The 14,272-nt window shown below is 49.4% G+C and carries 14 protein-coding genes; 7 read left to right on the top strand and 7 right to left on the bottom strand.

What is annotated here, in order from left to right:
- Positions 1 to 7 precede the first annotated feature (7 nt).
- Positions 8 to 709 (bottom strand): cyclase family protein, encoded by a 702-nt coding sequence (locus VF724_RS08920; protein WP_371753891.1) that lies wholly within the window; start codon positions 707 to 709, stop codon positions 8 to 10.
- Positions 710 to 873: 164 nt separating this feature from the next.
- Here VF724_RS08920 and VF724_RS08925 point away from each other — a divergent pair, with 164 nt between their 5' ends.
- The 6 genes from VF724_RS08925 (at position 874) to VF724_RS08950 (ending at position 7,564) form a co-directional block, all read left to right on the top strand.
- Positions 874 to 2,811 carry a sigma-54 interaction domain-containing protein gene (locus tag VF724_RS08925; protein ID WP_371753892.1) on the top strand — a complete coding sequence of 646 codons (1,938 nt, stop codon included), beginning with the start codon at positions 874 to 876 and terminating at the stop codon, positions 2,809 to 2,811.
- Positions 2,812 to 3,023: 212 nt separating this feature from the next.
- On the top strand, positions 3,024 to 3,908 hold the full coding sequence (locus tag VF724_RS08930; RefSeq protein ID WP_371753893.1) for a polysaccharide deacetylase family protein: 885 nt from the start codon (positions 3,024 to 3,026) through the stop codon (positions 3,906 to 3,908).
- A gap of 90 nt (positions 3,909 to 3,998) precedes the next feature.
- On the top strand, positions 3,999 to 4,751 hold the full coding sequence (locus VF724_RS08935) for an SDR family NAD(P)-dependent oxidoreductase (RefSeq protein WP_371753894.1): 753 nt from the start codon (positions 3,999 to 4,001) through the stop codon (positions 4,749 to 4,751).
- 21 nt (positions 4,752 to 4,772) lie between these two features.
- Complete coding sequence (locus tag VF724_RS08940) at positions 4,773 to 5,132, top strand: hypothetical protein (RefSeq protein WP_371753895.1); 360 nt, start codon at positions 4,773 to 4,775, stop codon at positions 5,130 to 5,132.
- Positions 5,133 to 5,139: 7 nt separating this feature from the next.
- A complete protein-coding gene (locus tag VF724_RS08945; RefSeq protein WP_371753896.1) occupies positions 5,140 to 6,153 on the top strand; it encodes a CobW family GTP-binding protein in 1,014 nt (337 codons plus the stop codon).
- Between the two features lie 46 nt (positions 6,154 to 6,199).
- The gene (locus VF724_RS08950) at positions 6,200 to 7,564 is read left to right on the top strand and encodes an aminotransferase family protein (protein WP_371753897.1); all 1,365 of its coding nucleotides are present in this window, start codon (positions 6,200 to 6,202) and stop codon (positions 7,562 to 7,564) included.
- Positions 7,565 to 7,574: 10 nt separating this feature from the next.
- Here the strand turns inward: VF724_RS08950 and VF724_RS08955 are convergent, their stop codons facing one another.
- From VF724_RS08955 to VF724_RS08980, 6 genes are all read right to left on the bottom strand, one after another.
- Entirely contained in the window at positions 7,575 to 8,345 is a 771-nt protein-coding gene (locus VF724_RS08955) for a LamB/YcsF family protein (RefSeq protein ID WP_371753898.1), read from the bottom strand.
- Positions 8,332 to 9,696, bottom strand: a complete 1,365-nt coding sequence (locus VF724_RS08960) for an acetyl-CoA carboxylase biotin carboxylase subunit (protein WP_371753899.1) — start codon at positions 9,694 to 9,696, stop codon at positions 8,332 to 8,334. The genes VF724_RS08955 and VF724_RS08960 overlap by 14 nt, the downstream gene beginning before the upstream one ends.
- Positions 9,693 to 9,950 carry an acetyl-CoA carboxylase gene (locus VF724_RS08965; RefSeq protein ID WP_371753900.1) on the bottom strand — a complete coding sequence of 86 codons (258 nt, stop codon included), beginning with the start codon at positions 9,948 to 9,950 and terminating at the stop codon, positions 9,693 to 9,695. Before VF724_RS08965 ends, VF724_RS08960 begins: the two co-directional genes overlap by 4 nt.
- Before the next feature lie 2 nt (positions 9,951 to 9,952).
- A complete protein-coding gene (locus VF724_RS08970; RefSeq protein ID WP_371753901.1) occupies positions 9,953 to 10,930 on the bottom strand; it encodes a 5-oxoprolinase subunit C family protein in 978 nt (325 codons plus the stop codon).
- Positions 10,923 to 11,810, bottom strand: coding sequence for a 5-oxoprolinase subunit B family protein (locus tag VF724_RS08975; protein ID WP_371753902.1), 888 nt, complete (start codon positions 11,808 to 11,810; stop codon positions 10,923 to 10,925). The genes VF724_RS08970 and VF724_RS08975 overlap by 8 nt, the downstream gene beginning before the upstream one ends.
- Positions 11,811 to 11,964: 154 nt before the next feature.
- Positions 11,965 to 12,192 carry a twin-arginine translocase TatA/TatE family subunit gene (locus tag VF724_RS08980; protein WP_371753903.1) on the bottom strand — a complete coding sequence of 76 codons (228 nt, stop codon included), beginning with the start codon at positions 12,190 to 12,192 and terminating at the stop codon, positions 11,965 to 11,967.
- A 750-nt stretch (positions 12,193 to 12,942) separates the two neighbouring features.
- Between VF724_RS08980 and VF724_RS08985 the strand changes: the two genes are divergently transcribed.
- Positions 12,943 to 14,238 carry an extracellular solute-binding protein gene (locus VF724_RS08985; protein WP_371753904.1) on the top strand — a complete coding sequence of 432 codons (1,296 nt, stop codon included), beginning with the start codon at positions 12,943 to 12,945 and terminating at the stop codon, positions 14,236 to 14,238.
- Positions 14,239 to 14,272 lie beyond the last annotated feature (34 nt).

Consider the following 14,272-nt stretch of genomic DNA (forward strand, 5'->3'; position numbering starts at 1 on the left):
GATCTCATTACTCCTCAACAATGGCAAACGCCCTGACAGGCGATCCGCTTCCGCCTTTAAATTTGAGAGGAATTCCATAGAACATAAATTCACCTTTGCCGACAAGCTCCTCCAGATTGACGAGCCATTCAAAGTGAGTAAGCCCTCTGTCCCTGCAGACGCGATGGTTGGCGAAGTGGTCCACATTCGGCGGGTCGGTGGAAGGTCCTTCGACTCCATGCACCTTGGAACCGCGGTCGGCAAGCCAGTGCGTTGCTTCGGCCGTAACGCCGGGATTGCTGGTTACGACGGAACGATTGGGATAATGGCGTTTATGAAGGCCGGTATTGAGCAATACAATATGACCGTCCACTTGAACCCCCGCTTTTTCCTGGGCAAGCTCCAGATCGGCAACCGTAATTTCACCCAGGTCGGGAATATGCGTCAGATCAAAGCATACGGCTTTGCCGAAAAACATTTCGAGAGGCATTTCATCAATAGTGGTTCCGGTTGGACTGAAATGATAGAAGGCGTCCACATGGGTGCCGACATGGTCCAGCATGCTGAAATGGCTGGTAGCGAACGAGATTCGATCACCCTCAACTCCAAGTTTCAGATCCTTGCTGAAGTCGTGTGTCCATCTCGGACCGTAGACCGGACTTTGAAAAAGCTTGTGCGCGGGAATATTGTCCTCAATGGTTAAGGTGAGGTCAACTACTCGTGTAGCCATTGTCAATCCAAATCCCTCCTTTGTTACTCATACAGATTTTGTTCAAGAATATTAGAAGCAATTTATATGCCAAGTTAAATCCTGTAGGCACAAGGAATTCACCGCGATTATGCAGAATATTAAATAATAACATTAATTTTCAAAACATTCAAAAAGGTGAGCCCATGGATATCTCGGTTATTTTAAGTCAAAACTATCGAATCATTTCCCATGAAGAATGGCAGCAGGCTTCCTTCACTCACAGGGAGTCGGAAATCGTTTTTCTTTGCGATCCGCAGGACAATCTGATCGGGGCCGTGGCATCGGACAACAGGAACAGAATCATTCCCGTCGGCCTTATATTCGTGGAAGATCTGGAGCGTTATATCGCCCAAAACAAGTGGGAGGAATTTTCTTTATGGTTTTGCAAGAATAAGCAGAATCAATTGTTGGGATGGGCGGACCGCGAATCGATCTATCGATTTCTTTATTTGAGAGGCAAAAAGCAGAATGATTTCTATCAGGCCCTGCTGTCTTCCTTTCCCCATCAATTAACCGTCGTTGACCATGAATCCGGCATTTGCTTTGCCAACCAAACCCTGCAGGATTTGGATGAGTCCAAGCTTGAATGGATTGAACAAAAGGTCAACAAAGTATATGGCGAGGCTTCCTGCAACGGAGCTTCCGCAGGCGCTCTTCAAGTTTATTGGGATGCCGAGCAAATCGAGGAATTGCCGATGAATCTGGCCAATTACTCGAATATGTTCATTGACCTGAAGGCCGTCTTTGAGTCGAGCTATGATGTTATCTTTGTGACGGACGGAGAAGGAAAAACGCTGCGGGTAAGCTCGGCGTGCAAGAAATTTTTCGGTTACGATGCGGAGTACTTCATAGGAAAAAGCATCTATGAATTAGAGAAAAAGGGGACGTTCAAGCCTTCGATCACCCGCTTGGTATTGGAAAGCAAGGAGAAGGTGCAGGAAATCCAAATCACCTCGACGGGACGAAGGCTGATGGTTTTGGGGACGCCGGTCAAGGACAAGAATGGGAAAATTATCCGCGTTGTAAACGTGTCCCGGGACATCACACAGGAAAGCCAGCTGAAGTCCGAGCTTGAGGTGATTCGGGCACTGATGGAAGGCTACAAACGTGAGCTCAAGCAGCTTAAGCAGATGGCGATGCGGGATGATTCCTTTATTTTCAAGAGCGAAAAAATGGAGAACGCCGTAACCCTGGCCAGCAAGGTCGCTGAGGTGGATTCGACGGTTCTCATCTTAGGGGAATCCGGTGTGGGCAAAGAATTGATTGCCTCCTACATCCATCAGAACAGCCATCGGAGAGACAAGCCTTTTATCAAACTGAATTGCGGGGCCATACCGGAAAATTTGCTGGAATCGGAATTGTTCGGCTACGAAAAGGGCGCATTTACCGGCGCTTCCAAGGACGGGAAAAAGGGCACGTTCGAATTGGCGAATGAAGGGACATTGTTTTTGGACGAAATCGGGGAGATCCCTCTGCCGCTTCAGGTGAAATTGCTGCGGGTGCTTCAGGAGAACGAGCTGGTCCGGTTGGGCGGAACCAAACCGATCAAGCTGAATGTGCGGATCATTGCGGCAACGAACCGCAATCTCCAGGAAGAAACGAAGAAGGGCAACTTTCGGGAGGACTTGTACTACCGGCTGAACGTCGTCCCTGTGTATATTCCCCCGCTGCGGGAACGAAAAGAGGATATCCTGCCGCTGACTCTATTTTTTATCGAGAAATATAATGAAAAATACAAGAAAAACAAAGTTTTCTCGCAAGAGGTGCTGGAATTTTTGCAGGCCTACAACTGGGAGGGAAATGTAAGAGAATTGCAAAATATCGTGGAAAGGCTCGTCGTGATTACCGATCAAAATTTGGTTGAAAAAAAACATCTGCCCGAAATGATGCTGAATTCGCAAAATGCCCAATCGCGAATTACGGTTTCGGATGTCATGCCTTTAAAGGAAGCGGTAAACATCCTGGAAAGAAAGCTGCTGCTGCTGGCCAAGAAAAAGTACGGAACAACGACGGAGATGGCCAGAGTCTTGGGAGTCGATCAATCAACAATCAGCAGAAAAATCACAAAATTTATGCAGTAATACATAATTGTTTATGCAAAACGGCAAGTTCTTCATTATTCATTTTTTTGAATATTAGATCCAATATATCGAAAACGTTCATGCAAAACTGCATATTGACGGAAGCGCTTGTAAGGAAGCGGCGGTTAAGTCCCCGGCCTGATTTGGCATGAATCTTGCTTATATATCTGAACATTGAATATTTTAATCCTCGAAAAGGAGATGAGATGGGAATGGCAAAGAAGGAGATTTTCGTAGCGTATGGTGTTGACGTCGATGCCGTTGCAGGTTGGCTTGGTTCATATGGAGGGGAAGATTCGCCCGACGATATTTCGCGCGGACTGTTTGCCGGCGAGGTGGGAACCCCCCGTTTATTGAAGCTGTTTGAAAAGTATAATTTGCAAACGACTTGGTTTATTCCCGGACATTCCATCGAAACGTTCCCCGAGCAGACCCAAATGGTTGTTGAGGGCGGACACGAAATCGGCATTCACGGCTACTCTCATGAGAACCCGATTGCCATGACGCCGAAACAGGAAGAAGATATCCTGCTCAAGTGCATCGATTTGGTTGAAAGCGTATCGGGGAAAAGACCTACCGGATATGTTGCTCCTTGGTGGGAATTTTCAAATGTGACCAATGAGCTCCTGTTAAAGCACGGGATTAAATATGATCACAGCTTGATGCATAACGATTTTTCCCCATATTATGTTCGCGTGGGCGACAACTGGACAAGGATCGATTATTCCCGGCAGGCCGATGCTTGGATGAAACCGCTGCAGCGGGGCACGGAAACGGATTTGATCGAAATTCCGGCCAACTGGTATTTGGATGATCTTCCGCCGATGATGTTCATAAAGAAATCGCCGAACAGCCACGGCTTTGTCAATCCGCGCGATATTGAACAGATGTGGCGCGACCAATTCGATTGGGTATACCGCGAGCATGATTATGCCGTATTCACCATGACCGTTCATCCTGATGTAAGCGGCAGACCCCAGGTGCTTCTGATGCATGAAAGGCTGATTGAATATATTAACGGACATGACGGCGTGCGTTGGGCAACCTTTAACGAAATTGCCGATGATTATGCCAAGCGTTTCCCCCGATCGAAATAATTGATAAGTAAAAAGATTTTATGAATCCGTGTACTTGGTGTGAAGGAAACTTCTTAAGCGCCAAGTACATTTTAACAAAGGGGGATAAGCATGAAGTTAAAAGGCCGGACGGCCATCGTCACGGGAGCGGGACAGGGAATGGGTGAGGCGATCGCAATCGCTTATGCCAAAGAAGGGGCAGATCTGTCTCTCAATATTTACGGCCAAAGCCAAGCGAAGCTTAAAGCATTGACGGATGAGCTTTCCTCCTACGGCGGGAAAGTGATCGTCACGGAAGGGGATATCACAAAGACCGAGGTTGTGCGGAGCCTGATTGAGAGCACGGTCTGCACCTTCGGCCGCATCGATATTCTGGTCAACAATGCCGGGATTCTTACTCAGAGTCTCATTCAGGACATGAGCATTGAAATGTGGGATCGAATGCTTGAAGTGGATTTGAAGAGTGTTTTCTTAACGACCAGGCTCGCGGTTCCCTATATGATTGAACAACGCTGGGGCCGGATCATCAACATGGCCTCCCAGCTCGGGCAAAAAGGCGGGATCGAGCTCAGCCATTATGCCGCGGCCAAAGCCGGCGTAATCGGGTTTACCAAATCCGTAGCGCTTGAACTCGGACAGTATGGAATTACCGCCAACTGCATTGCGCCGGGTCCGATTGAGACACAGATGGTCGCCGATATCGACGAGAACTGGAAAGCCTGGAAAAAATCCCAGCTTGCGATACCCCGCTTCGGACGGGTGGAGGAAGTGGCGCCGACTGCCGTACTGCTTGCGTCGGATCCGGATGGAAACCTGTACACAGGGCAAACCTTGGGGCCCAACAGCGGAGATGTGATGTTCTGACAAGGGAGGTTTATCTGGATTATGTGTGTATTATGCGGGGAATTTGTGATGCAGGTTCATTGGACGGATCGGCCTTTAGACGACAGGAATGCTTCGGAATCGGTGGTGACGGGAGATTTGCAGCGGGCCAGGCTGCGCGGGCGCAGCCACAGGACGCGCCTTACCAACCAAATCCTTCGGTTCTACGGGCTGCGCCTGGATGATTGGAGCGGAAGCAAATATTTACTCAGCGACAAAAAAGGCAGTTCGATCATTGTCCAAGATCTTGGCGGTTTATGGCCGGCAGCGGAAAAACTGATTGCCCGTACGCTTGATCCGCTCGATCCCTTGCTGCTTGAAGCGCTCAAATCCGCTCGGCATGAGTCGGGAGAGAAGGGATGATGAATGCATGAAGCGGCCTGTCACCATCTTTACCGGGTTTTTGGGAAGCGGGAAAAGCACACTGCTTGCCCGTATTTTGGAACACCCCTCAATGAGACATACGGCTGTTTTAGTGAATGAGTTCGGCAAGGTCGGTCTGGATCATCATCTGCTAAGGCGGGTAGATGAGCATACCGTGCTGCTGGGAGGCGGCTGTCTTTGCTGTACGGTTAGGGACGATCTGGTAAAAGCCTTGAAGGATTTGCTGGGTTTGCATGAGCGGGGCGAGATCTCCCAGCTTGACCGGGTCATCATTGAAACCAGCGGACTTGCCGATCCGGCGCCGATCTTATTCACGATTCTTTCGGATCCCGTTTTGCAGCACCACTATTTCGTCGACGGCGTCATTGCAACCGTTGATGCCGTCAACGGACCAATGCACCTTGAGCTTCATCCGGAATCCGTCAAGCAATTCACGGTTGCCGACAAAGTCATCATCACCAAAACAGACATTGCTGCTCCCGATCAGATCAACCGACTCCATTCCCTTTTAGCCGGGTTGAATCCGTCTGTCACGGTGATGGAGGCTGTTTTTGGAAATATTGAACCCGAAGCGTTATTAAAAACAGGCCCAACGAAGCTGAGAAAAGCGAATCTATCGGCGGCATTACCCGATCCATCATCAAATGGGAGCAGCCATTCCACCGAACCCCGCTCCATATCGCTAACCTTTGACAAGCCTTTGGACTGGACGGCATTCGGGCTGTGGTTAAGTATGCTGCTCTATGCTCACGGCAGGGATGTCCTCAGAGTGAAAGGGATGGTCGATGTGGGCGAAGCGGGCCCCGTAATTCTGAATGGAGTGCAGCACATTATTCATCCGCCCGATCACCTTGAACAATGGCCAGGCGAAGATCGCCGTTCCCACATTATTTTTATTATGAAATCGCTTGAGCCATTGGATATTTTGTCGTCCTTAAAGGGATTTCAGCATCTTGTGGGGGCTAAAGCCAGCATGCTGGAGATGGATGTGCGCATATAAATAAAAGGCGGAACTTTATATAGTTTATATAGAAGGAGAGATCATTTTGTCGAATCTGTCGGAATTAATTGAATTGGATAAAAAACACTGCCTGCATCCTTCCAGTCCGATTAAAGATCATTATTCGCAGGGACCGATGGTGCTGATGGAGAAAGGACAAGGCATCTATCTCTATGATTTCAACGGCAAGGAGTATATCGACGGGCTTTCCTCACTGTGGAATGTAAATATCGGGCATGGCAGAGCGGAGCTTGCGGAGGCTGCCAGGGAGCAGATGAGCCGGCTTGCGTTCAGCCATTCCTTCAACCGGTTCAGCCACCGCGGCGCGATCGAATTGGCGGAAAAGCTCGCATCTCTGACTCCGGGCGACCTGAGCGTCACGCAATTTACATCCGGGGGCTCCGAATCCAATGACACCGCCTTCAAGTTAGCCCGTCATTATTTTAAGCTAAAAGGCCAGCCCAACCGCTATAAAATCATTTCGAGATACAGGGCTTATCACGGCATTTCAATGGGAGCGACAAGCGCTACGGGAATTCCCGTTTTCCGCCAAATGGGCGGACCGCTGGCCGAAGGCTTTTTGCATGCCGCCGCCCCGTATTGCTATCGCTGCGAGGAAGAAGACTGCACGGGATATTCCATCAAAAGCATCGAGGATATCATCCAAAGCGAGGGTCCGAAAACCGTTGCGGCTGTTATCGTTGAGCCAATCCAGGGAGCGGGCGGGGTCATTGTGCCTCCGCTGGGTTATTTGAAAGAAATCCGAAGAATCTGCGATAAGTACGGAATCCTTATGATCGCCGACGAGGTCATTACCGGTTTCGGCAGAACCGGCAAATGGTTCGGGGTAGAGTATGACGGGGTTGTTCCCGATATGATGTCCATCGCCAAGGGCATTACGAGCGGATATATTCCGTTAGGAGGCGTGGTCATACGCGGGAGCATCCATCAGGAATTAGTCGCAAATTCTCAGGAAAGCGCGATATTGCCCCATGGATTTACTTACAGCGGCCATCCGACGGCGTGCGCGGTCGCTTTGAAAAATCTTGAGATCATGGCGGATGAAAAGCTGGTTGACAATGCGGCGAAAATGGGCCTGCTTCTTCAGGAAGGCCTGAAAAAAATGCGGGATGAGCTGGATATTGTCGGGAACTTCATGTCTAGAGGATTGATAGGTTCAATAGAAATCGTCCAAGAGAAAGCAACGAAAAAACCATTCTCCAAAGAATTGAATGCGGCAAACCGCGTGTTTGCCAAAGCTCTGGAGAATGGCTTGATCACAAGGGCGATTTCAATCGATCAGACGGATATGGTTGCCGTCTGTCCGCCGTTGATTATCAATGAACTAGAATTGCAGAGAATGCTGGACATTCTGTATGAATCGATCAAAGAGGTTCAAAGAGACATCTGACGCCTTATTCTTACACTCCCAACAGATGCTTGGCCGAAACGATTTCAATTCCCTCTGCTGTCAATGCCTCGCTTACGGCCTTTGCCAGCTGGACCGCGCCGGGACCGTCGCCATGGATGCAGACGGTCTCCGCGGTAATGTCAACGTCCTCGCCGGTATCCGTGATCACTTTTCCTTCGCTGACCATTCGCACCACACGTTGGGCCATTTCCTCATAGCTTTCGATCTGCTGGCCCGTACGCGTCAGGATGATCGACCCCGTTTTGGTGTGCTGCCGGTCCGAATATACCTCTCTCGCAACGGGAATGCCCATCTGCCGCCCCACATCCGCAACCGCGGAATGGTTGAGCGCGAAGATGATGGTTTTCTCGTCTCCCTGCGCGATCGCCTCAAGAATGGCCCTGGCGATTTTTTCATCCTCCATGGCCATCATATAAAGAGCCCCATGGGGCTTGCAGTGCTGAATGCGGACTCCGTTGGCGGAAGCAAATTCGCGCAACGCCCCCAGCTGATAAACGACATAGTCTTTAATTTCCGACGGCGTACTCGACATATATCTGCGCCCGAATCCCATCAAATCCGGGAAGGAAGGGTGGGCGCCGATCTCCACGCCGGATTGCTTGGCCATTTCCACTGTTTTTCTCATGACATGGGGATCGCCTGCGTGATAACCGCATGCAATGCTGGCTGAGGTGATATACTGCATCATTTCTTCATCATTTCCCAATTTATAAAGCCCGAAGCTCTCCCCCATGTCGCAATTCAAGTCAACCTTTAACAATGCCAATCCCTCCGTTCCCCATTTTGTTCAACAATTGCGTCGTGTAATTTCCCTGTTGAAAATCACGATTTTGCAGCACCTGGATGAGCAGCGGCAAATTGGTTGTAATGCCGTCTACGTCCAGCTCTGTCAAGGAGCGTTCCATTTTTTGCAGCGCCTCCTCGCGAGTCGAGCCGTGGGTAATGATCTTCCCGATCATCGGATCATAAAAGGGAGACACCGTATTGCCCTCAACCACGGCGAAATCAAGGCGGACATCCTGACCGGGAAATGTCAAACGGTTAATTTTTCCCGGGGAAGGGAAATAAGTCAAGGGATCCTCGGCGTACAATCTGCTTTCTACGGCATGGCCGTTTTGCTTCACGTCCTCCTGTTTGATTGCAAGCTGCTCCCCGGCGGCGATTTTAAGCTGCAATTCAACCAGATCCAGACCGGTAACGGCCTCGGTGACGGGATGCTCCACCTGTAATCGGGTATTCATTTCCAGGAAGTAGAAGCTGTGGTCGTTGCCAAAAATAAACTCCATCGTCCCGACATTCGTATAGCCGATATTTTTAATGCCCTGAACGGCAGTTTCACAAAGCTTTCGCCGATCCTCGCCAGTCAGGAAGGGAGACGGACTTTCTTCAATGACCTTCTGGTTCCTGCGCTGCACGGAGCACTCTCTCTCGAACAAATGAATCGCGTTTCCGTGATGGTCGCATACCACCTGAACCTCAATATGCCGCGGGTTTTCAATGAATTTTTCGAGAAAAACGGTGCCGTCGCCAAAGTATGAATTGGCCCGCTGGATCGTGGAGGAATATACTTTTTGCAGCTCTTCGGCGCTGCTTACCAGCTGCATGCCGATTCCGCCGCCGCCTGCGCTGGCTTTCAGCATCAATGGATAACCGAGGCTCTCGGCAATCCGCAAGGCCTCCTCGACGGTATCGATTTTGCCGTCGTAGCCCGGAACAACAGGCACTCCGGCAGCCTGCATTAGCCGGCGGGCTTCAATCTTGCTGCCCATCGCTTGAATCATCGAGGAGCGGGGACCGATAAAAACAATCCCTTCCTCCTCGCATCTCTTGGCAAATGCCGGATTTTCCGAAAGAAATCCGTATCCGGGATGAATCGCTTGGGCATTCGTTTGTTTGGCGGCATCCAGGATTTTTTCAATGTCCAGATAACTCATTTTGGCTTGGGATTGCCCGATCGGGACGGCTTCATCGGCTTCCTTGACGAACGGAAGCTCGGCATCCGCCTCGGAATAAACGGATACCGTTTGGATACCCAGCCGCTTGCATGTCCGGATAATGCGGCGGGCAATTTCCCCGCGGTTCGCAATCAGCACTCTATCGAAGTATTTCATATCGACTCCTCCGACAAGAGTACGGCCAGTTCCTCGCCGGCATTAATTACCTGCTCGTTTTCTACCAGGAATTTCTGTAAAATGCCGTTATGTTCCGCTTTCACCTCGTAAAAATTCTTCATGACCTCAATCAGACCGACGGTATCGCCGGCATTCACGCTTTGTCCTTCTTTCACATAAACCTCTTCCTCCGGGCTGGGCCTGCGGTAAAATACTCCCGGGATCGGCGAAATGATTTTTTGTTCTGCTGCCATGTTTAATTCCCTCCTATAAAGTCTCTTGCTTTTGCGATATCGGCTTTCGTCTGTCTGCGGGCCTGCAGCGCCTCCTCCAGCGTGACGGAAACGAACCGGACCTTTTCGTTGGTCTTGATTTGGGCCATCCGGTTCAAATCCGTGCTGATTACTGTCGCGACGGTTGCATATCCGCCGCCGGTGACGGCGTCATTCAATAACGAAATCGGTTCGATTCCGTCAGGGATTTGGATGGAGCCGATCGGATATCCCAGATCAACGACATTGGACGGATTGCTGCCGGCACCGAAGGGCTGCTCTCTGGGGACAAAGGACAGCCTTTCCCCTTTAAACCGGTAACCGACCCGGTTGGCCTCCGGAGTGACCGTCCAATCTATACTCAAAAATGTCCGTTTGCTTTCTTCCGTTAAGCGATAGCTGCACAGTCCCATGATCACCCTGATCTCATGTGATTTGGCAAAGGTGGGAATCAATTCCGCAGGAATTCGCGTTCCCGGAGGAATTGGCCGCTTATGCATATTTGCGATTTCGAGCACATCATTGGCCTGCAGGGCGCGTCCCTGATAGCCGCCGATTCCGCAAAGCGTGTAAGTCGAGCGCGATCCCAGGATGACGGGGACGTCGATTCCGCCGGCTACGGCCAAGTAGACTCGCGCCCCTGTTTTGACAAAGTCGAAGGACAGCCGATCCCCTGATTTGACGGCAACAGTCTCCCACATTGGAATCGGCTCTCCGTTGACTTTCGGGGGGATCTCGCCGCCGGTCAGCGCGATTGTCGTATCTGTCCGAAATTCCAGCTCCGGCCCCATGTAGGTGATTTCCAACGCAGCCGCATTCTCTTCATTGCCCACCAGCAAATTGGCCATGGCGAAGGAGTATTTGTCCATCGCGCCGGACGGAGGCATGCCGATTTCGTAAAAACCGATGCGGCCGTTGTCTTGGACGGTTGTCTGAATTCCCGGCTTAAGCACATTAATCATGGTACAGCCTCCCCAAAACAGTTTCGGAAAACTTGCGCGGATTTTCGATCACTTCATCGGGTGTAAAGGTGATTTCTTTCGTCAAGTATTTAAAGGTTCCATTCTCGACTTTTGTTCGTACCGCTTCAAACTCGTCCATTGAAATGCTGCGAAAACGGAAAATATCGCCCTGTTTGGGAAAGACCAGCGAATCCCGAAAGTCCGGAAGCGTTTGCTCTTTTTGGTAAATGGGGGCAGCCGCCACACCGAACAATTGATAGCCGCCCGCGCCTTGAACGGGATAAATGGCGGCGAAGGCGCCCCCAAAGCCAAAGGCTCTTTCCGGTGTGTATGTGCGGGGACGGACATATTTTGGAACCTCGATTTGCTGCTCGCGGGGTACCATTTGGTAGCACCAAGGCAAACCGGGAACAAATCCGACCATTGAAACCAGAAACGGCGAATCGGAAATGGCCTGGATCAAATCCTGCTTGCTTTTAAAGCCGTTGATCCGGGCGGCATATTCCAAGTCGGTGGAGTTCGGATCCTGGTGGCGGTCTCTGAATCTCATCAACGCTTCATGGGTCCACGGGTCGTCAAATAAAATGGGAACATCGACAATCCGCGCATGAATCTCGAAATCATTCAGGCTCTGAATCGATTTTTCAATTTGCTTGAGTTCACCGATCAATTTGTCGGGATGAATTTCCTCCGGAATGAAACGGACCATATACGATGCATTGGAGGGGCAAATATCCATGATTCCCGGTATTTCTTTTTCCTTCAGTGTCCGGGTAATGGACATGGCCCTAAAGTTGGCATCCAGGCTCATGGCTTCATCCATTTCCACAAAAATAAATTCGTCGCCGCCGTAGCTGTAACGCGGTTCAAAATGACTCAAGAGCTTCACCTCACAGTAATTTTCAGATTCAAACTTCAAAATATAAAAGCAAAAATCATGCCATGCATATATATTTGCAGGCTGCTTTTTTTATGCTTTTTATGCTCACAAAAAAAAAGAGCCCCGCCTATGACGGAGCTTTTGAATCGATAAATTATTTATGGGATTGCGCAGAGCTGATGGAAGCAACCTGATCCGCGGTTTTCTTTACATCATCGATTTCATCGGTGACATCTTCTGTAAGCTCTTTGGTGGACCTTTTAAACTCCTTCAGCGTCTGGCCGAAAGCTTTGCCCATCTCCGGCAATTTTTTCGGTCCGAAAAGCAGCAGCGTGATGACAAGAATCAAAATCAATCCCGGAATTCCAATATTCGATAACATCAAAAGACCTCCCTTCTTATTCTAATAAGCCTTATTAGAGAAGCAATTTTCATACCAAGGGCTCGCGATGAAATTAGTTCCACTTTTGGCGGCAAAGGTGCCGTTGACTTCCGCGATGATAAACAAACAAGCAAATCAAGAGTCGCGGGGAACTATCGGAATTTAATAAAATATCTGAATTTTATGGGGAATTGCATAAATGCATATGCAAGAATACATAGAGCGGATGAATTTAAGTTTTTTGTTAAGAAAGCGGCAAATTCATAACTTGAAAATTTGCCGGCACATGCAACCTTGCATAAACGAGTTTTTGCAGCTTAAATTCAACTCTATTTTACACTATTATTTTGCGAACATTCTATCTTTTTCAATGGAATCGGACTTGTTTTTTTAGTTCGACGCATAATTTTTGGCATGATAATTGCAAACGAAATGAACGTAGAAATCTTTCTTGAACATAAGGGGGGTAAACAGTTTTTCAGTACCAGGAGTCTGTTCGACGAAAGCAAGATCGTGAATATTTTTTCAATTTAATCGTTATTCCGGAAAAGGGATGGCACTGCACCGCTGTTAAAACCAGGAATATGATTAGATTTTTGCGGTTAATTCCCGGCTTTAAAGGCGGACGTAAATTTTCCGTGCTCATTGCCTTATTCCTTCATACTCCATTTGAATAAAAATTCACGAAAATCAATCCGTCGGACAGACTCAGAATGGCAACCGTTTTTAAAAAAACAAGGAGGAATAAAAATGGGAGATGAAAAACGGATCAGTCGAAGGGAATTCATTAAAACCGCCGGAACAGCAGGGGCTTTTTTGGCGATGGGAGGCATGTCTCTATTAACCGCTTGCTCAAGCGGGACAAAGCCTGCGGCAACCCCGGCGGCAACCGGAGCCGCAGCAGGAACCGGAGCTGCTGCGGGAGCCGGCGCCGCCGCCAAATCCATAACGGATGAGTCTCTGCGCACAATCGGTCTTTCCGTAACCGTGCAAGACCGTATTCTAGAGGAGTTTAAAAAGGAAACTAAAGTAAAGGATGTAAAGGGCACAGCCTCAACATTCCCGGATGCCATGAATAAAATTCTCACCTCCGGCGCCAAAGAGTATGATGTGGCCGAAATGATCGGAGAAAGAATGCCCGGGCTGTGGGATGCGGGTGCGATCCATCCGGTTCCCGTAGATCAGATTCCGAACTGGAAATATGCTAGACCACTGTTTACCACCGGACTGCCGCAATTTGGAGACGCACAAATATCCGCGCAAATTTATACCGACGATAAAAAATCATTGAAGATGATTCCTTCCGTTTTCAACTTCGATTCGATCGGCTACAACCCGGATAAGGTGGATAAAATTACGTCCTGGACTGCGATTTTTGACTCCAAATATAAAGGCAAGACGGCATTGAACACGGACCCGCTGATCGCCATGCCGGAGGTCGCCATGGCCATGAATACATTGGGAGAGTTAAACACAAAGAGTCCGGGAAACTTGACCAAAGAGGAACTTGACACAGCCATTAAATGGTTGATTTCGAAGAAGAAAGACGGACAGTTCAGATCGCTGTGGGGTGATTTCGGCGAATTGGTCAACTTGATGGCAAGCGGAGAGGTCATTGTTGCCGATGCATGGCAGCCTGCCGTTATGGCGGTTAAAGCGCAGGGCACCAATTGCGTGTATGCTACTCCTCAAGAGGGTTACCGCGCTTGGGCAATCGGTCCGATGGTCGTCAAAGGCACGAACAATCTGGAGGCCGCGATCGCTTATGCAAACTTCTGGCTTTCCGGCTGGCCGGCAATTACGGTGTCCGAGCAGGGCTATTATTCCCCGGTTACCACCATCAAGGACGCAATGCCGAAGGAAAAATACGAGTTCTGGTACGAAGGGAAGCCTTGGGTAGGCGCTACCGAAAGAGGAATCAAGGAAGGCGATCTGAGAGACGGCGGCTCCTTGGAGGAAAGAACGAAGCATATCGGAGTATGGCATCAGTGGCCGAAAGAGTACGACTACTATGTCAAGAAGTGGGATGAATTCCTGAGCGCTTAATAGTTAGCACAAGCGAGGAATGAAATCTTAATGA

Origin of the sequence: Ferviditalea candida, assembly GCF_035282765.1 — a bacterium.
Lineage (GTDB): Bacteria > Bacillota > Bacilli > Paenibacillales > KCTC-25726 > Ferviditalea > Ferviditalea candida.